The 18432-nt window shown below is 41.7% G+C and carries 25 protein-coding genes; 2 read left to right on the top strand and 23 right to left on the bottom strand.

All coding sequences use genetic code 11. From position 1 onward, the window contains the following. Positions 1-12: 12 nt before the first annotated feature. The 20 genes from folD to FNL97_RS05540 all read right to left on the bottom strand — a co-directional run bounded on the left by folD (position 13) and on the right by FNL97_RS05540 (position 13780). Positions 13-876 carry a bifunctional methylenetetrahydrofolate dehydrogenase/methenyltetrahydrofolate cyclohydrolase FolD gene (gene folD, locus FNL97_RS05635; RefSeq protein WP_143415188.1) on the bottom strand — a complete coding sequence of 288 codons (864 nt, stop codon included), beginning with the start codon at positions 874-876 and terminating at the stop codon, positions 13-15. Between the two features lie 19 nt (positions 877-895). After that, positions 896-1294: a transcription antitermination factor NusB gene (nusB, locus tag FNL97_RS05630; RefSeq protein WP_062678709.1), complete on the bottom strand. Its 399-nt coding sequence runs from the start codon at positions 1292-1294 to the stop codon at positions 896-898. Between the two features lie 273 nt (positions 1295-1567). Next, entirely contained in the window at positions 1568-1963 is a 396-nt protein-coding gene (locus tag FNL97_RS05625) for an Asp23/Gls24 family envelope stress response protein (RefSeq protein WP_062752876.1), read from the bottom strand. A 15-nt stretch (positions 1964-1978) separates the two neighbouring features. Next, on the bottom strand, positions 1979-3331 hold the full coding sequence (accC, locus tag FNL97_RS05620) for an acetyl-CoA carboxylase biotin carboxylase subunit (protein ID WP_143415187.1): 1353 nt from the start codon (positions 3329-3331) through the stop codon (positions 1979-1981). 15 nt (positions 3332-3346) lie between these two features. Beyond that, positions 3347-3856: an acetyl-CoA carboxylase biotin carboxyl carrier protein gene (gene accB / locus FNL97_RS05615; protein WP_143415186.1), complete on the bottom strand. Its 510-nt coding sequence runs from the start codon at positions 3854-3856 to the stop codon at positions 3347-3349. Between the two features lie 148 nt (positions 3857-4004). After that, positions 4005-4577, bottom strand: a complete 573-nt coding sequence (locus FNL97_RS05610) for a SpoIIIAH-like family protein (RefSeq protein WP_015864450.1) — start codon at positions 4575-4577, stop codon at positions 4005-4007. Between the two features lie 23 nt (positions 4578-4600). Further along, the gene (gene spoIIIAG / locus FNL97_RS05605) at positions 4601-5227 is read right to left on the bottom strand and encodes a stage III sporulation protein AG (RefSeq protein WP_143415185.1); all 627 of its coding nucleotides are present in this window, start codon (positions 5225-5227) and stop codon (positions 4601-4603) included. Then, the gene (gene spoIIIAF / locus FNL97_RS05600; RefSeq protein ID WP_143415184.1) at positions 5211-5837 is read right to left on the bottom strand and encodes a stage III sporulation protein AF; all 627 of its coding nucleotides are present in this window, start codon (positions 5835-5837) and stop codon (positions 5211-5213) included. Before spoIIIAF ends, spoIIIAG begins: the two co-directional genes overlap by 17 nt. 12 nt (positions 5838-5849) lie before the next feature. Next, positions 5850-6998, bottom strand: coding sequence for a stage III sporulation protein AE (spoIIIAE, locus tag FNL97_RS05595; protein WP_172713593.1), 1149 nt, complete (start codon positions 6996-6998; stop codon positions 5850-5852). A gap of 40 nt (positions 6999-7038) precedes the next feature. Next, positions 7039-7422 carry a stage III sporulation protein AD gene (spoIIIAD, locus tag FNL97_RS05590; RefSeq protein WP_062678715.1) on the bottom strand — a complete coding sequence of 128 codons (384 nt, stop codon included), beginning with the start codon at positions 7420-7422 and terminating at the stop codon, positions 7039-7041. 21 nt (positions 7423-7443) lie between these two features. Continuing rightward, complete coding sequence (gene spoIIIAC, locus FNL97_RS05585; protein ID WP_015864455.1) at positions 7444-7650, bottom strand: stage III sporulation protein AC; 207 nt, start codon at positions 7648-7650, stop codon at positions 7444-7446. Between the two features lie 64 nt (positions 7651-7714). Continuing rightward, entirely contained in the window at positions 7715-8227 is a 513-nt protein-coding gene (gene spoIIIAB, locus FNL97_RS05580; protein WP_015864456.1) for a stage III sporulation protein SpoIIIAB, read from the bottom strand. Then, the gene (gene spoIIIAA / locus FNL97_RS05575; RefSeq protein ID WP_143415182.1) at positions 8224-9150 is read right to left on the bottom strand and encodes a stage III sporulation protein AA; all 927 of its coding nucleotides are present in this window, start codon (positions 9148-9150) and stop codon (positions 8224-8226) included. The genes spoIIIAB and spoIIIAA overlap by 4 nt, the downstream gene beginning before the upstream one ends. 60 nt (positions 9151-9210) lie before the next feature. Next, positions 9211-9492, bottom strand: a complete 282-nt coding sequence (locus FNL97_RS05570; protein WP_015864458.1) for a YqhV family protein — start codon at positions 9490-9492, stop codon at positions 9211-9213. A gap of 406 nt (positions 9493-9898) precedes the next feature. Next, a complete protein-coding gene (efp, locus tag FNL97_RS05560) occupies positions 9899-10456 on the bottom strand; it encodes an elongation factor P (RefSeq protein ID WP_015864459.1) in 558 nt (185 codons plus the stop codon). Between the two features lie 27 nt (positions 10457-10483). Beyond that, a complete protein-coding gene (locus FNL97_RS05555) occupies positions 10484-11545 on the bottom strand; it encodes a M24 family metallopeptidase (protein WP_062678719.1) in 1062 nt (353 codons plus the stop codon). Between the two features lie 123 nt (positions 11546-11668). Beyond that, positions 11669-12751, bottom strand: a complete 1083-nt coding sequence (locus FNL97_RS05550) for an RNA-guided endonuclease InsQ/TnpB family protein (protein WP_015863580.1) — start codon at positions 12749-12751, stop codon at positions 11669-11671. A 134-nt stretch (positions 12752-12885) separates the two neighbouring features. Next, the gene (locus FNL97_RS18305; protein ID WP_233131614.1) at positions 12886-12960 is read right to left on the bottom strand and encodes a type II 3-dehydroquinate dehydratase; all 75 of its coding nucleotides are present in this window, start codon (positions 12958-12960) and stop codon (positions 12886-12888) included. 140 nt (positions 12961-13100) lie between these two features. Further along, positions 13101-13199, bottom strand: a complete 99-nt coding sequence (locus tag FNL97_RS18830) for a type II 3-dehydroquinate dehydratase (RefSeq protein WP_169712574.1) — start codon at positions 13197-13199, stop codon at positions 13101-13103. A gap of 68 nt (positions 13200-13267) precedes the next feature. After that, on the bottom strand, positions 13268-13780 hold the full coding sequence (locus tag FNL97_RS05540; protein ID WP_062678720.1) for a YqhR family membrane protein: 513 nt from the start codon (positions 13778-13780) through the stop codon (positions 13268-13270). Positions 13781-13972: 192 nt separating this feature from the next. On the opposite strand from FNL97_RS05540, the gene FNL97_RS05535 reads away from it, so the two are divergent. After that, on the top strand, positions 13973-14917 hold the full coding sequence (locus tag FNL97_RS05535; RefSeq protein ID WP_081188140.1) for a DUF1385 domain-containing protein: 945 nt from the start codon (positions 13973-13975) through the stop codon (positions 14915-14917). 21 nt (positions 14918-14938) lie between these two features. Then, a complete protein-coding gene (locus tag FNL97_RS05530) occupies positions 14939-15298 on the top strand; it encodes an SA1362 family protein (RefSeq protein WP_015864463.1) in 360 nt (119 codons plus the stop codon). Positions 15299-15444: 146 nt separating this feature from the next. On the opposite strand, the gene FNL97_RS05525 is transcribed toward FNL97_RS05530, so the two are convergent. The 3 genes from FNL97_RS05525 to FNL97_RS05515 form a co-directional block, all read right to left on the bottom strand. After that, positions 15445-16329: a patatin-like phospholipase family protein gene (locus FNL97_RS05525; RefSeq protein ID WP_143415181.1), complete on the bottom strand. Its 885-nt coding sequence runs from the start codon at positions 16327-16329 to the stop codon at positions 15445-15447. A gap of 89 nt (positions 16330-16418) precedes the next feature. Continuing rightward, on the bottom strand, positions 16419-16847 hold the full coding sequence (gene mntR, locus FNL97_RS05520) for a transcriptional regulator MntR (protein WP_015864465.1): 429 nt from the start codon (positions 16845-16847) through the stop codon (positions 16419-16421). Positions 16848-17053: 206 nt separating this feature from the next. Next, a complete protein-coding gene (locus FNL97_RS05515; RefSeq protein ID WP_143415180.1) occupies positions 17054-18322 on the bottom strand; it encodes a DUF445 domain-containing protein in 1269 nt (422 codons plus the stop codon). Between the last annotated feature and the right edge of the window lie 110 nt (positions 18323-18432).

Below are 18432 nucleotides of genomic sequence, written 5' to 3'. Positions count from 1 at the left end.
AACCCTCGCTTATTAGTGAACTTCCCGATGCGCACGTTCTTTTGCCGCTTCGATCGTGTTATGAAGCAACATTGTAATCGTCATCGGTCCGACCCCTTTTGGAACCGGTGTAATATAGCTTGCCACTTCCTTTACTTCATCAAAGTTGACATCTCCGCAAAGTTTTCCGTTTTCTAACCGGTTGACGCCAACATCAATGACGATGGCCCCTTGTTTCACATGTTCCGCACCAATAAGACGCGCTTTGCCTACAGCAACAATTAAAATATCTGCTTGGCGCGTAATAGACGCTAAATCTTTTGTTTTTGAATGGCAGTACGTGACAGTCGCATGTTCGCGCAAAAATAATTGTCCGACCGGTTTGCCGACGATATTGCTGCGGCCAACGACCACAACGTGTTTTCCAGCGATATCCACTCCGATGGACTTGACCATCACTAAAATGCCATATGGCGTGCAAGGGAGAAACGCTTTTTGTCCAACCATCATTCTTCCTACATTGATAGGATGAAACCCATCTACATCTTTTTCAGGTGAAATCGTTTCAATTACTTTTAATTCGTTAATATGCTTTGGAAGCGGAAGCTGCACTAAAATGCCGTGTACGGACGGATCTTCATTCAATTCTTTTATTTTCTCCAATAAAAATTCTTCTGTAATGGCAGCTGGAAATGTCAACAATGTAGAACGAATTCCTACTTCCGCACACGCTTTTTGTTTCCCCTTTACATAGGAATGAGAAGCAGGATCATCGCCGACAAGAATCACTGCCAATCCTGGTTCGATTCCTTCACGTTTAAGCTGTTCTACCTCTTTGGCTAATTGCATTCGTTTTTCTTTTGCCAACTCTGCACCGCTAATGATTTGTGCTGTCATCTGTTTCCATTTCCCCTCTCTATTCTTGAATATGCAACGCATCTTTCACTTTTGAAAGCACGCCGTTTACAAAACTGCCTGATTTCGTATCGCCAAATTTTTTCGCTAATTCGACTGCTTCATCTAAACTCACTTTGACAGGAACATCATCGACATATTTCATTTCATATGTCGCCATTCGCAAAATCGCCCGGTCAACGTTGGCAACACGCTCTAATCTCCATTTTTCAAGGTTAGCGCGCAGCAATGCATCAATTTCTTCCTGATGCTCTGTAACCCCCATGACAAGCTGACGCAAAAATGGGTCGACCTCTTTATCGCCCGTTACGTTTTGCAGCGCCTCCTCTGGAGGTATATGACCTACATCAACTTGAAATAGTGCCTGCAACGCCTTTTCTCGTGCTTCATGCCGCTTCATCATTTTCGCCTCCTTCCCTCAAACACGAACATTTATATGATGATCATATCATATTTTTCGGATAAACGATACTATTATTCACACAAATCATTAGCTCCATTTTTTAGCGGTTCATTTTCCGATCGTTCCTATGTCAAAATGGAAGTTTTTCATTGGGCAATCATCTTTTTTCCTGCATCTTCCTCTCCATAAAAAAGGCCCGTTCATTACAATAACAAACTTTCCGCAAAAATACAAAGGGGCACCATCGCTAAGCGAATGTGCCCTGCATTCTTATTGTTCTGCTTCTTGTTCTTTTCCTCCATCAAACTGAATTCCAACAATATGAACATTCACTTCGCTCGCTTCAAGCCCTGTCATGTTAAAGAGCGCCTGGCGAACGTTTTCTTGAACTTTTTTCGCTACATTTGGAATCGAAACGCCAAATTGAATGAGACAATAAATGTCGATCGCAACACCTTCTTCTCTTAAATCCACTTTTACGCCTTTTCCATGATTTTTCTTTCCAAAGCGTTCGACAACACCGGCAGCAAAGTTCCCCCGCATTTGCGCAATTCCTTCTACTTCACTTGCAGCGATGCCGGCGATGACTTCAATGACTTCAGGCGCAATTTCCACTTTTCCTAATCCGCCTTCTTCTTGCTCCATCTCAAAAATATGTTCTGACATCGTACACACCTCCCATTATGATTTCATAATATCATATAACTCCAGAAATTTCGTATTAAACTCGCCTTTTACGAATTTTTCGTGCTCGAATAATTTTATGTGGAATGGAATCGTTGTATGAATACCATCAATAATAAATTCGCTTAATGCACGCTTCATGCGGGCGATTGCTTCCTCACGGGTAGGGGCGTGTACGATCAATTTGGCAATCATCGAATCGTAATAAGGCGGAATCGTATAGCCTGGATATGCCGCGGAGTCAACCCGTACACCTAAACCGCCCGGAGGCAAGTACATATTGATTTTTCCAGGTGATGGCATAAAGTTTTTTTCTGGATTTTCCGCATTGATCCGACATTCAATGGCCCATCCGTTAAACGTCACTTCATCTTGGGTAAGCGACAGCTTTTCTCCTGAAGCAATGCGAATTTGTTCTTTAATTAAATCTACTCCGGTAATTAACTCTGTGACCGGATGCTCCACTTGAATGCGCGTATTCATTTCCATGAAGTAAAATTTTTTCTCGTTATGGTCATAAATAAATTCTACCGTACCAGCGCCGGTATAATTGACGGCGCGCGCCGCTTGCACTGCTGCTTGTCCCATTTTTTGACGCGTTTCCTCGTCAAGCGCCGGCGATGGTGCTTCCTCAACAAGCTTTTGTAGACGGCGTTGAATCGAGCAGTCACGTTCCCCAAGATGGATCACATTTCCATATGAATCAGCAAGCACTTGAATTTCAACATGACGGAAGTCTTCAATGTATTTCTCTATGTATACACCTGGATTTCCAAACGCTGTGGCTGCCTCTTGCTGTGTAATGTTAATTCCTTTAACAAGCTCTTGCTCGTTTCTTGCCACGCGAATTCCTTTTCCGCCTCCGCCTGCCGTTGCTTTAATGATGACCGGATAGCCGATTTCGTTCGCTAAAGCAACCGCCTCATCCACGCTTTCGATAATTCCTTTCGAACCTGGAACGATTGGCACGCCGGCCTCCCGCATCGTTTCACGAGCAACATCTTTAATTCCCATTTTTGTAATCGCTTCCGGGCTTGGACCGATAAACGTGATATTGCATTCGCGGCATAGCTCAGCAAACGCGGCATTTTCGGCTAAAAACCCGTACCCTGGGTGAATCGCATCGCAGCCCGTCAACGTAGCCACACTCATGATATTGGTAAAGTTTAAATAACTATCTTTTGATGCTGTCGGACCAATGCAATACGCTTCATCCGCAAGCTGTACGTGAAGCGCATCGCGATCTGCTTCTGAAAAAACGGCAACCGTTTCAATTCCAAGCTCTTTGCAAGCACGAATAATTCGAACGGCGATTTCTCCGCGATTGGCAATTAATACTTTTTTAATCATCGCTCGTTCTCTCCCTTATTCCGGTTTCACAAGAAATAGAGGTTGTCCATACTCAACAAGCTGCCCGTTTTCAACAAGCACTTCAACGATCTCTCCATTTACCTCTGCTTCGATTTCGTTAAATAGCTTCATCGCTTCAATAATACAAACGATCGTATCTGTTTTTACTTTATCGCCCACTTTCACGTATGGAGGTGCGTCTGGCGATGGAGCTGCATAAAATGTGCCAACCATCGGCGAAGTGATTTTATGTAAATTTTCTGTATTTTTTACTTCTTGTTTTGGTGATTCTTGTTGTTTCACTTCTGTTGGCGAAGCAACTGGCTGTGTTGCCGCTTGCGGTTTTACTTCCTCTATTACCGGCTTCGCTGCTTGTTCCACTGCTGGTTGAACCGTCGCTTGAACCAGTGCTTCTTTAGTTGGTTTTTTCATATGTACTTTTGTTCCATCATGTTCGTAAACAAATTCTTCGATGTTTGATTGATCAATGAGACGAATCAGTTCGCGAACTTCTTGGATTTTCATTTTCTCCACACCTTTCTTTCCGTTGTTCAGATGATGAATTCGTTATTATAAAATCCATTCATAACGATTATACACATAATGATTATACAATAAAACGGTTTTTTTTATCATAAAAATAAGCTGCCCTTTGTAGAGCAGCTGTTTTTCATTATCCAGCTGGTTGGAATTCGACAGTCACATTATCGACTTCCGGAATTTCACTTTTTACCATATGAATCACATCATTGGCAGATTGCGCAGAATGCTTTTTCGCTTTAATTGTCACACGCACTTGATCATCTTCAGCGCGCACCAATACATCATTATACCCACCTTTTGATTTGATTAATGTTTCTAATGTCGCCTCTTTTTCCGCTAACGCCTCTAGCTTTTCAATTTTATCCATTGCTTCGCTTTTTTGCTGTGCGGTTGCGTTTGCGGAAGCAACAATATCATTTAATTGGTCGCGCAACCGGCTTCGTTCATCCTCAATTTGCATGCGAAGAGCAGTAAATACATCATCGCTTGAAACGCTGGAAGTGACTTTCCCATCTTTTGTTTCCATTTCTTCCACCGCTACGTCTGCCTTTTCTTTATCATTTACTTGCTGCTTTGTCACATTTTCATTATTCGTAAAAGCCATATCGTCATTCATGTCTTTCGGGGCTGTTACATAATAAACGGATAACACAACGACTAAACTTAGCATCGTTAATAGCCAAACGGTTTGTCTCTTTAACATACAACCATCCTCCCCACAACGTATTATTTTTTCGGCAATACAGCAACACGATAGCTTGGAACATTTAAAACGCGCGTCACTGCCTCAACAATCCATTTTTTTATTTGTAAGTTATCAGCGCCTTTCGCCACTACTAATACCCCTCGAATTTCCGGTTTTTTTGTTGTCAGTACGATCGGCGTTTCGTTCTCCCCATCGCGAACGATAATGACTTGTTCATTAGTAGAATGGTTTTCAATTTTTCGCTTTCCACCTTCGCGATCCGTTTCCTCTGTTGTTTGTTGTTGAGTGACGCGATTTTTCTCCAATATTTTCGTTTCCGTTGTGTCAATATTGACGACGACGGTCACATCTTCAACCCCTTCGATAGCTTCCAATGCGGTTTTCAGCTGTTCTTCGTAACGTTGTTCATAAGCGGCGATGATTTTTGATTTCGTATCTTGTTTTTGTCCAAATACTGGTTCTGCTTGTTGCGGCTCTTCTACTTTTCCTTTGATTGTTGTCGTAACTTCTTCTTTAGAGAAGTGGCTCATCACCATTAATGCAATCCCTGCTAATAATAAGAGAAACACATACGAAAACGGCGTTCGCTTCTGTTCTCCAGCTTCTTTTTTGGTGGACAAAAACAATCGTTTAATGACCTCGAGCATCCCCCCATTCCCTCCCCTTTACTTGCACGGCAATTTTATTTTCATCTACTTCCCATGTTGTTGCTAAAAATGTGCGTATTTCTTTTTCAAGTTGGTGATCATGGTTTGGTTCATTGATCGGCTTTGATGTGTCAATAATAACAGGCTGAATTTCTCCCAGCTTCTCCTGTTTTGTCAGCACTACTTCAATCGTTTCAATATCTTTTGGAATTTGTAAATTCTCTTTTTCTTTTGTTTGAAGAGAGACGTCCTCCACGCTTAATCCATATTCTTTCATCAACTCCTCATCCACCTTGTTTTTCATCTGGACAGCCATTTGTTCTAAAATATATGCACGTTGTGAGGCTTGTATTTCTTTTTTCTTCATTTCAATTTCATTTTTCATCATTTCTTGTTGACTCCCCTTTTCTGATATAATCGAGGCGAACCATCGATCCGGATCGATGGACAACAATTTTAAAATCGGAGACAACATAAGCAAAAGCAAAATCAGTCCAACGACCATTTTTACATATTTTTGCATATTGCTAGATGGAAGCAGTAAATCGATCATCGTAGCAAATAAAATGAAAATAAGAATATTTGTAACCCATTCGATCACAATTTGCATTGCTTTCCCCCTCTAACGAACCATCATCGTGATGTTTCCTGCTGTAATGATAATAGTTAAACTGAGGAAAAACATAAGCGATACGATCGCAAGAGAAGCGAAAACATACGCAATGCTTTTGCTCATAATACTAAGACAAGAAATGACCGGGCCTCCCCCAAGCGGCTGCATAACCGCCGCGGAAATCTTGTAAACAAATGCAATGGCAAAAATTTTAAGCGCCGGAAACGCCGCGATGATAAATAAAATGGCAACACCGACGATGCCAACTGTATTTTTCAATAACATCGAAGCTGTCACTACCGTATCCGCTGCATCGGTAAACATTTTTCCAACGACCGGGATAAAATTCCCCGTCACAAATTTTGCCGTCCGCAATGCAATGCCATCGGCAATCGCTGACGTTGCTCCTTTCACAGACATGACACCAAGAAAAGTCGTCAAAATCACACCAAGTATTCCAATCCCAACTTTCGTGAGCAATTCAGCAAGCTGTGTTACTTTATAATGATCGGTTAACGTACTGACAATGCTTAAAAGCGCAGCTAAAAATAAAAGAGGCAACGTTACGTATTCCACAATCGTTCCCGTCGTATTCATCAGAAAAAGAATAATAGGATGGAAAAATGCCGCGGATATTACTCCCCCTGAAGAAGCTAGCAGCGCCAACAACAGCGGAATCATCGCAATCATAAAATGACTCATCGTCTGGACAGCGTCCAATGCGTAATCCATCGCCACCCGAAAACTATTTAACGCAATAATAAGGAGCACCATATAAACAACCGCGTAGGCAACTTTGCTGACGGTCTGTTGTTCAAATGCGTTTTGCAATGATTGCAGCACCATGCTAAATACCGTTAATAAAATTAAGGTACCAAGCAGCTTTCCGTTTGCTTGTAATTCATAAAAAAGAAATTTTCCAAACGCGATCAGCCATTCTTTTAGTGATAATTGTTTTTCCCCGCTTAAAAACTCGGCAATCGACCCTTTTTGGCTTTCTGGCAAAAATCCTCCGTATTTTGTCACAATATCTTCCCAATATTGACGAATTTCACTTATATCCAGCTGTTCCATTTGCTTTTGCACAAGTTGATCATTCGGCGAAGAAGCTTGTACAACAAATGGCGATAAAAAGAAGAAAAATAAGCCGACGACCATGACTACTTTTTCTTTCAATCCATCACCTCCCATTCTCACGTTATGACGAAGGAATTAAACCGATTACCGTTTCAATAATGGCTGTCAAAATCGGAATGGCCAGCGCCAAAATAATAATTTTCCCGCCAAGTTCGATTTTGGAAGCAATTGCTCCCTGACCAGCATCTTTCGAAATTTGGGCGGCAAATTCGGCAATGTAAGCAATACCAACAATTTTTAAAATCGTTTCAAAATAAATCATATTTATTTTTGTATCAGATGCCATTTTTTGTAACATACGCAAAATCTCGCTAATTTTATCGATGAGGAAAAGGAAAATAACACATCCTACAAATACCGTCAGTAAAAACGCCACACTTGATTTATGTTCTTTCAATAACACCACTAAAAACGTTGCAATTAAGCCAAGACCCACAATTTGCAAAATTTCAATCGCCGCTCCCCCCTAACCTTGAAACAAAAACACATCTTTAATTTTTTGAAACAAGTCGCTGACAATCGAGGCGACCATAAATAAAATGTAAATGAAACCAAGAAGCGTCACCCATTGAGCGTATTCCTTCTTCCCCATTTGATCCAGCACCGTATGCAAAAACGCCACAACAATCCCGACCCCGGCGATTTTAAAAATAATATCCACGTCAATGCCCATTTTGTTCTGCCTCCTGTTTTATCTTAAATAGGCGAGAAGACTCCCACTTCTATGAAGCAAAAGTTCAAATCAATAAAATCACTAGTAACAATCCCGCAAGAACCCCTAAACTTTTCGCCATTTTTTCATAGCGGGCCTGCCTTTCGCGCGCATCCGCCTCTTCGCGCTCCAAATGAGCGAGCGCCAGCGCAATTTGTTTTTGTTGTGTCAGGCGATCATACTGTCCAAGCGTTTCTCCGAATTGTTTCATAATTTCTAACTCCCCCTGCTTTAACGCAGTCTCCTTCCATACCGCCTGCAGGCTTTCTTCCCATGCCTGATGCACACTCGTTTCGCCGACTTGCAGCTTAGCAGCGAATTGTGCAAACAGCTTGGACAGCGGCGATGATATTTGCCTGCTAATATGTAATGCTGCCTCAGATAAAGGAGTATGAGCATACATAATTTCTGCTTCTAATGCTTGCAGGGCCGCCTTTAACTGGCGAAGCTGTCTTGGGCGTTCATGCAACATTCTTGCTGCCTCAAATCCAGCCCATGTTGTCGTCAGCAGAATAAGAAGCGCACCGACAAGTTTCATCTGCTCCTCACCGCCTGTTCATACAGCACCACCCCATTTGCATCAGTAATGCGCCTTACTGTTCCTGGCCCATATTCGTTTGTCAATTCCACAAATCGGTCAAATACACCTTGTTCAATAATCGGACGCAATGTGGGGCGTTGAAACACATCCTTCCATTTTCTACCGTGTACAGTTGTCCATATACATACCCCTGCATTTACTGCTTCTAAAATTGCTTCACTATCTTCGGCACGGCCAATTTCATCCACGATTAGTATGTCTGGACTCATCGAGCGAATCATCATCATCATTCCCTCTGCTTTTGGGCATGCATCGAGTACGTCAACACGGTTTCCGAGCTCAAATTGCGGAATTCCTTTCACACATCCCGCAATTTCAGAACGTTCATCGACAATGCCAACTTTTTGTGATGGAATGTGTTTCTCATTAATTCCCATACTTATCATTCGCGCCGCGTCACGAAGCAGTGTCGTTTTTCCTGTTTGCGGTGAACCGATAATCATCGTGTTATACCAGCGGCCATTGTACACATACGGAAGGAGAGGCTCGGCAATTCCGATTCTTTGCTTAGCAATTCGAATGTTAAAAGAAGTAACATGGCGAATCGCTTTCACGCTTCCGCCGTCTGTCACTACTTTTCCTGCTAGTCCAACACGATGGCCTCCTTGTACTGTAATAAACCCTCGCTTGAGCTCTTCTTCTATGGCATAAATCGAATATTGGCTTAGTTTATTGAGCAAATGTATGCCATCTTCGGAAGTCACTTGATATGGCAAAAAATGTGCTTTCCCTTTTACGATCACTTCTAATGGACGAAGAACTCTCACCCGAATTTCCTCGATTTGCTCATGCCATGAAGGAGGCAGTTGTTGCAATATCGCAGCAATCGTTTTTGGAAGTATATCCCATACGGCTTGCATTTTGTTCCTCCTTCCTGATGGACTAGTTCATATGTATGGGATAAAAAACGAATTTATGACTTACTTATAAATACCGATGAGAATAAGAATGACCCCTAAAGCGATAAAACCTAATTTCGAAAAAGAAAGCTCGTCTGCTAAAGAAAGCAGGCCAATCGTCATCGTGATGATAAAAATAGTCGGTCCAACCACTGCAAGGATTGCATTGACGGCCAACGCTTTTTTGACATCATTGAACAGCAGCATGACAAGAGCAGCGATCATCTCTATCGCAGCCGACAGCAACCGCATTCCTGCCATTGACAAAACAGCTGGTTCGATAAATTGCAGCCACCGTTTCATTTGTTCCTCCTAATATAAAAATGAGATGGTTAGTACAAGCGTATGCCGTAACAGGGAATTTCAGAAGAGATTTTTTTGCGACAATGAACTCTTAAGAAGAGGTATATGGACACATTTTCAAAAACAGTTTTATAATGGAAGAAGAGGGGGATGGTAAATAATCATCGAAAACGAAGGGGGGAAAATTATGTCGAAACTTTCTACATTCGGGAAAATTACCTTTTGGATTGGATGTATATTTGCAGTTCCCGGAATTTTTGGTCTGTTCCATAATTTTTTGCTAGCAAGAGATATATCGACATCGATTAATTATGTCTTCATTGGCATCATGCTCATCAGTGCATCTTTTTTATACGAAAAGAAAAACAAAAAAACCCCCTGCGCCAAGCGCAAGGGGCAAACAACGTTAGGCACGGGAAACGTATGTGCCATCTGCTGTGTTGATAATTAACGTGTCTCCTTCATTGACAAAGAACGGAACTTGAACAACAAGACCAGTTTCTAACTTCGCTGGCTTCGAACCGCCAGAAGCGGTATCGCCTTTAATGCCCGGTTCTGTTTCTACTACTTTTAATTCAACAGTATTTGGAAGTTCTACCCCAATCGTTTCACCTTGGTACATCATGATGTAAACTTCCATGTTTTCTTTTAAAAATTTCAATTCATGTTCGATTTGTTTCGCCGGAAGTTCGATTTGCTCGTATGTTTCCATATCCATAAATACGTGCTGATCGCCGTTGGCATATAAATATTGCATTTTTCGCGTATCGATTTGCGCGCGGTTTACTTTTTCACCAGCGCGGAACGTTTTTTCCTGAATCGCACCTGTACGAAGGTTACGAAGTTTTGAACGGACAAATGCCGCACCTTTACCAGGTTTGACGTGCTGGAAGTCCATAACACGCCAAATATCGCCATCTACTTCAATCGTTAATCCTGTACGAAAATCGTTTACTGAAATCATCCGTTAAAATCCTCCCACACGATAAATTTATAAAATGATCAGTTCCTTTGGCGAATGAGTCAGCGATTCATTACCGTTTTCGGTGACAACCGTATCATCTTCAATGCGCACGCCGCCAAGTCCCGCTATGTAAATGCCCGGCTCTACGGTGACAACCATTCCAGGCTCGAGCACAACATCGGAACGAACTGATAGCGCCGGTCCTTCATGAATCTCCAATCCAATCCCGTGACCAGTCGAATGCCCAAAATACTCTCCATACCCTTTTTCTGTAATGTAATCACGAGTAAGCGCATCCGCTTCCTTTCCGGTCATTCCGGGCTTAATCCCTTCCATGCCGCGCAATTGAGCCTCAAGCACAATGTCATAAATCGTTTTCAACTCGTCGCTAATTTCGCCCACTGCGACTGTTCTTGTAATGTCGGAACAATATCCTTTGTAATAGGCGCCAAAATCAAGGGTGACGAGCTCGCCTTTTTCAATGACTTTATCAGTTGCCACTCCATGCGGCAATGCAGAGCGGTAGCCAGATGCGACAATGATATCAAATGAAGAGGAAGTCGCACCTTGTTTGCGCATAAAAAATTCCAGCTCATTCGCCACATCAATTTCTTTTACGCCTGGACGAATAAAGGAAAGAATGTGTTCAAATGCCGCATCGGCAATTTCCGCCGCTTCCTTTAATATCTTAATCTCTGATTCCGACTTAATCAAGCGCAACTTTTCAATCACATTGGAAGTCGGGACGAGTTTCGCGTTAACCTCTTTTTCATATGCTTTAAACGTTGCATAAGAAATGTCTTCTTGCTCAAAACCGAGCTTTTGAATGTTGAGGCGGGCAACTTGCTTAGCGACTTCTTCTATAATCGGTCCGGTATGTTTTATAATTTCAAAACCTTGCACTTGTTTGGACGCTTGCTCGACATAGCGGAAATCAGTAATAAATACCGCTTTATCTTGGCTAATGACAGCGACGCCTGCCGTACCCGTAAAACCGGTAATATAACGACGGTTATATGGATTGGTTACAAGCATTCCGTCAATGCCATGTTCGGCAAACGATGCACGTAATTTTGCTAATTTTTCCATATTCACTCTCCTCTTCCTATATGTCTAATAACGCTAAAATGGCTATCCGCTACCCTGCTAATCCAAAGGCAAAATTAAAACAGTCAACTACCCAACGGCTAAAGCCGTGGGCTTGCAACTAGCCTAATTGGCTGCCGCGTTCGGCTGGTTGACAGCAGCCCTGCGGATGTTTTCCGCAGCCACGTTGTCGGCAGGGGCAGCGTACCCACAAGCTCGACAACAAAACTGATCCCTTGACGGTCTGTTTTCTTTGGCCACATGTCCGCAAACCGGACAGGTGCGGGAAGTATTTTTGGGATGAACCAATACCACCGGCACGCCAGCGATCGCCGCTTTATACTCAATAAACTTTCTCAACTGATAAAAAGACCAAGAAGAGTGTTGACGACGCTGTTGCTTTTTAACCGTTTTCTCGGTGCGTTGGCGGATGCCCTTTAAATCTTCAAGGGCAATGCCGCATCCGAGTGCCTTTGCCTTTTCAACAATCTTCTTGCTAATGCAGTGGTTCACATCACGGGCAAATAGTTTTTCCTTCTTGGAACGCTTTTTAAGCAGGCGTTTCGCTGACTTGGTGCCTTTCTTTTGGAGTTTGGCGCGAAGTTTCGCATGGCGGCGGCGCAGCCCGTTGACCTTCGAGCCGGAAAATACCTCACCGGTGCTATCGACGGCGATATTAATGATGCCAAGGTCCACACCGATAAATCCGTTTTCGGAATTGGGCTGGCCTTCGGGAACGTCCACCACGAGCAGTAAATAAAAAATACCGTTTTGAAGGACTAAATCGGCTTGACCCCGAACACGGTTGCCGCACAGCAAACCTTGATGGTAGCGGCTAATGACCATAGGGATTTCCATTCTTCCTTGCAAGGTAAGGATGGAAGCATACTCTAACCCTTTAAAGGACAGGATTCTTTCATCATACACGATGGCACCGGTTTCTTTAAAGTTATGCAAGGTTTTTTTATCCAAACGATAGCTTTCCGACACTTTGCCGATGGCACGAACGGTCATTTGGGCAGAGAGGCCAAATTTTTCCCTGACGTCATAGTAGCAAAGCCGCTGGATTTTCGTTTTGGAAAAGGTTCTGGAGCGAAAAGCAATCTCGCTAATATAGTTGCATGCTTGGTTAAACCGTTTCATTGTTTCCAGCAGCGCATGAAACTGTTCAAGAGTTGGCATTAATTTAATCTTGAGAGTGCAGAGCATTCTTGATTCACCTACCTTTCTAAATCCAGTGTACTTATATTGAACGAAAAAATTCAATATATACTGAAAATATAAACCCCGCCTTCCTCCCACAGCTAAAGCAGTGGGCTTCCGGCGGATGTTCTCGTGACAGACTAATGACGAAGCGGCTCACGCGCGTGAATATTGGAAATATGTACTTCCACCACTGGGGCGCTAACATTAGCAATCGCGCCATGAATTGCATAGCTATAATGTGTAGATGCACCGACATTTAAAATGATTTTCCATCCATCTCATGAATACTGCTCTGAAAGCAAGTTAACGTTGCACCCAACGCGCTCCTCAGCAAACGATATTCATTCCTGTTCTAAGTTATGGAGCGTTGTGCTTCCATAAAATACGGTTCCCGCTTGCCAAGAAGATTCAAGTTCGGACCGTTAATGAGAAGAAGATGCGCTATGTTCATAACTGCTTCAATCATCGAAAGAATATTTAAACATTCATTATTTTATCATAAAAGCGCACCGCCTCACACTACTTATTTGCTGTTTTCGTTTGTGTTTGTCGATTCATTTCTTGCATTTCAAATGAAATTGAATATCCGATGAAAACTCCATATAAAATGTATAAACAAAGTGTCGTAATAATTGTATTCCGCTCTAAATGTGAAACAGCTTCCAAATTCGGAAAAAGCGGATTTAACCCATAAAATACGATAAGCCATAAAACGACGCCGTACAAAATTCCTCCCCACATTCCTTTAATTTGTTTTAAGGCAACATAATAAATAAGAGCGACTAATATGGATAATAATCCGATGAGAAAAATGGCGATGTAATTTCCAAGCTTTCCGTATTTCCAGTCACCGGCAACCCATGGGAACAAAATCATATTTGGGCTAATTTCCGTAAAGTGAAAAAAGTAAGCTAAATATCCTAATAGACTCCAAAATACTCCACCGACAAACCCAGTAATCACGACTTTCATAAGAATAGACATCGGGCGCTCCTTCTTATTTTGCTCATACTTCGCCTGATTTTCTGTCATTTCGCTTTGCACCTCCTTATAGGTAGTATGACCGATTATCAATAAAGTCATGAATATAACGATAAAAAAGCACAACATCGTATGTGTAAATATTGAAATTTTTGGAAATAATAATTATTGCACCAATCTAGAGGTTTCTAGATGTTTCTTGTAGAATAAAATTAGTAAAGAAAAAATAGGTTGGTGTCAACAATGAAAAACATAACAAAACCAGTGTATGGCGGCCAGGCAGTGGTAGAAGGGGTCATGTTTGCTGGAAAAATATATTCTGTTACCGCAATTCGCCGCAAAGATCATTCCATTGAATACTTTCGTTTGCCGCGCCAAACAAATCCAACAGTTGCGTTTCTCAAAAAAATCCCGTTTATTCGCGGAATCGTCGCGATTATAGAAGCGAGCGCAAACGGGGCGAAACACTTGCAGTTTGCCAGCGAGCGTTATGAACTAGATCCAAACGAAGAACAAGCTTTGCAAAAAACAAAAACGGATTCGTCAAAACTTTCCCTCGTACTTGGCGTCGCAGTGATCGGGGTATTGTCCTTTTTATTCGCTAAAACCATTTTTACGCTTGTTCCTGTATTTTTAGCAGCATCCTTAAAACCGTTATTTCCTACAAAAATGGCACAAATTTTTGTAGAAGGAGCGTTTAAGCTTGCTTTGCTGCTAGCTTATATTTACTTTATTTCTTTAACCCCACTCATTAAACGCGTTTTTCAATATCATGGCGCGGAACATAAAGTAATCAACGCGTTCGAAGCAGGACTTCCTCTTACGGTAGAGAACGTCCAGCGTTCATCCCGGCTTCACTATCGCTGCGGCAGTAGCTTTATTTTATTTACTGTCATCGTTGGCTTATTTGTATATATGTTTGTTCCAACAGACCCTCTCTGGTTAAGAGTAGTCAACCGGCTTGCTCTTATTCCGGTTGTACTTGGCATTTCGTTTGAGGTATTGCAGTTTACGAATAAATTGCGTAATATCCCGGTTTTACGCTGGCTCGGTTACCCTGGTTTATGGCTACAGCTTCTTACCACAAAAGAACCGACAGATGACCAAGTCGAAGTTGCGATTGCTTCCTTTCAAGAGCTGCTTCGTTTAGAGAAAAACGTGGAAACAGAAACAAAAGCAGTTCAGTAATAATGTAAGGGGGTGGATTCATTGCGACGCGGTGCCATTCATCCGCTTGTCGGGATTATCCTTTTTTTCGGAGTGTTCGGTTTCATATACGCCATTTTCGAACAGCCGACCGCTCTGTTTCGAAAAGCGATGTTCATTGCTCTTATGATTGCGGGAATATATGTTATCTATCATTTTGTTTTCAGACGACGTGTCAATAAAGATCATATCGCGTATTTAAAAGCGGTTCGCCAATCGAAAAAACTCCATCCCCAAGCGGTTCGAAAACAAAAAACAAAAAGTACGAATCTAAAAATGAAACGCCTGCCAAGAAAACGAACCACTCATTTAACCGTCATCGAAGGAAAAAAAGGCAAAAAAAAGAATCGAGCATCGTTTTAGCTTGATTCTTTTTATTTTTGAAAAACTATATCAATTACGCTTTGACGCCTTTCTTCTATTTTTCACGAAGCCAGAATGGCGACATTTCGCCGCCCGAACGACGCGGACCGCTTTTAGACGAAATTGGGGTGCCTCCGCTTTTCTAGTTAATACGTCCATTTTGTGAGAAATTGTTCGGTTTTTTCTCTTCCGTATTGAATTAAGCGGTCTCTAATATCTGGGGTGAGGGAAAATTCGGTGGAAAAAACATTTTCTACAGGAAGAAACACGATATTTTTTTCATGTCTCCGGGAAATGTAGCGGGTATCGTGTGCCTCCTTCATTGCGCTAAAAAGAGCTTCAAACAATTGGATGGCATTGTTAATGTTTCGCTTTGGCCTTTCCGTAAGCTTCGCGCTTAACTGTATGCCAAGAACAGGTCGTTTTTTCACTTTCTTTTCTTCATCAAATAAAAAAAGCGGGAAATTGCTGAGCACACCTCCGTCTACAATGATATATTTTCCTTCCTTCGTCTGTAATTTGACCGGTTCAAAAAAATATGGGATGCTAATGCTCATTCGAACCGCTTTGGCAACGGAAAATGTTGCTGGGTCGATTCCGTATTGCGGCAAATCATCTGGCAAAATACACATTCGTCCATTGGTGACATCTGACGCAATGATATATAAACTTTCTTTCGGCAAATCACCAAATGTTTTGACATCGCGTGCTGCCAATACTTCCTTTAACCATTGTTCAAATGCATCCCCTTTATAAAGTCCCATCCGCCAATAAAGCCTCACCCATTTCCATACTGGAAATGGAAACGGGCATTTCCGTTCATCAAGGAAACGCTCTAGCTCCAATTCATCCAACAAATCGGTCATTTCCTTGCTTGTATATCCCGCGACAATCAATGCGGCAATGAGTGATCCTGCGCTCGTCCCAGCAAGCCGTCTCCAGCGAAGTCCTTTTGCTTCAATTGCTCCGTAAGCACCAATGAGCGCAAACCCTTTTATTCCACCGCCAGAAAATACGATGTCAATCTCCATGCTGCCTCCCCCTCTTATTTGCCGTTTGTATATATGTAAGAGGGAGAAACCCAATTTAGTACGCCAAATAAAAAAGAGTAAGATTTCCCTTACTCTTCTGCTTGTTCGTTCCGTTTTTGAATGTTACGAAGCGTCTCGATGCGCTTTGGATCTTCCTGGAAATATTGCACCAAATCGCCGATGCGGTCAATCGCGTTCCAGCTTAAATGGTGTTCAATTCCCTCGACATCGTGATAAATGTTTTCCTCATCCACACCGATAATGCGCATAAATTGTTCTAACAATTCGTGGCGGTATACAAGTCTTTTTCCGATTTTCTTTCCTTTCGCCGTTAACACTAAACCGCGGTATTTTTCATAAACTAAATATTCATCTTTATCCAATTTTTGCACCATTTTTGTGACAGAGGAGGGATGTACGGACAATGCCTCAGCTATATCTGATACTCGCGCATATCCTTTTTCTTCGATTAAAATGTAGATTTGTTCAATATAATCTTCCATACTTGGTGTCGGCAATTTCTGTTCCCTCCTATAAAACCATTGTAAGAAAAAAATAACAATCAGTATTATTATATCATGAGGGCTTAAAATGACAAGATTGGACTTCCTCTTCAGGGAAAAACTCGTCAATATATCGCTCATCTGTTAAAAATTTGTCATAAAATTTTCCACTACGAACAGAATGTTCCTCGTTTGCCATCCGATTCTTTTGGCTAGAACCATTAAATCAGCGCTTTGATTCCCGTTAAAAAAATCCCGATAATAAAACCGCAAATAGCTCCATTCACCCGAATCCATTGCAGGTCTTTTCCGATTTTATTTTCCATCATATGAATAAGCGTTTCATCATCCAGCTTATCCAAATTCTCCTGTACCAGCTTGCCTATTTTTGAATGGTTCTCTTCAATAAGGTTGTTAATTTCCTTTTTTATCCAATTCTCGATGATATTGATTTTTACTGGATCTTCTTTTAGTTTGTTCAGAAAGCGTGTTAAAAAGGGAAGAAGATACATATCCACAAACTTGCTGTCTTGAACAAAGGCCAATGCTTTCTGCTGAGCTTTCTGCAAAATTCCTGTTATTTTTTCAGCTGGCTCCCAATCAGCAATAAGATGGTTCTTCCAATTTTCGATTTCTTCCAACAGTTCCTTATTGTCCTTTATGTTTTTCAATTCCGTACGAACATGCAAAAGCAAAGCCTTCCTGTTTGGATTATCAGTCTGGCGCAAACTGCTTACAACACTAAGAAGGAAGTTTTGTAGTATACTGCCGAGTTTTTCTTCATTCAATAGATTTTGAAAAGACTTTAACGCAAACTGCAGAAAACCGTCTAACTTTATATTGTCAAGCGCCCGTATTGCCAGATTTCCGAGTTGATTTTTTGTGGTACTTTTCCTTATCCATTCTTCTGCCTTGCCAAGAAGATAATCTAACGCCTTCTCATCATATTCACGAATGAGCGCTTGATTGATGGCAGACTGAAGAACAGTGCACATTTTAATGGAATAAAAAGAAGACTTTATTTCTTTTTCAACAAAAGGGGTAATTTTTTCAAGATTGATATGACTGATCATTTGTACGACGAGTGACACAGCCCCTTTTTTAACTGAGTCTGAATGAAGCATTTTCTCAAGGAGGGGCAACATTTTCTCTGTAAAATGGATTTGTTTGATTTTATCCCTAATGCTTTCTTTTGAAAGCCAATCATTTTCAAGTGTAGAAACGAGTGCTTTTGTCATTCTTTCCCGATTTTTAGGCAAAAGAGCTGTATGGGGGATGGGAAGCCCCAATGGATGTCGGAATAAGGCAGTAACGGCGAACCAGTCGGCTAATCCACCCACAAGCCCCGCCTCAAAGCCTCCTTGTAGTAATCCGCCTAGAAACGATCCTTGGAAAGGAATGGTTGCGACAAAGCCGGTTCCCATAACAACAAGCGAAAAACTAGCTAATCGCTTTGATTTCTTTGGTTGCTTTGACTTTTTAGATATCATGCTTCCCACATCCTTTATGATATAAATTACTCAACTTTCGCACACAGAAATATGAAGACAGTCCTTGATATAACGAGGTAAAGAAGTAATCCAATTGGACAGTTGACACT

Origin of the sequence: Geobacillus sp. E263 (assembly GCF_007197795.1) — a bacterium.
In the GTDB taxonomy this organism is placed as follows: domain Bacteria; phylum Bacillota; class Bacilli; order Bacillales; family Anoxybacillaceae; genus Parageobacillus_B; species Parageobacillus_B toebii.
This window is presented reverse-complemented; position numbering and strand designations above follow the sequence as displayed.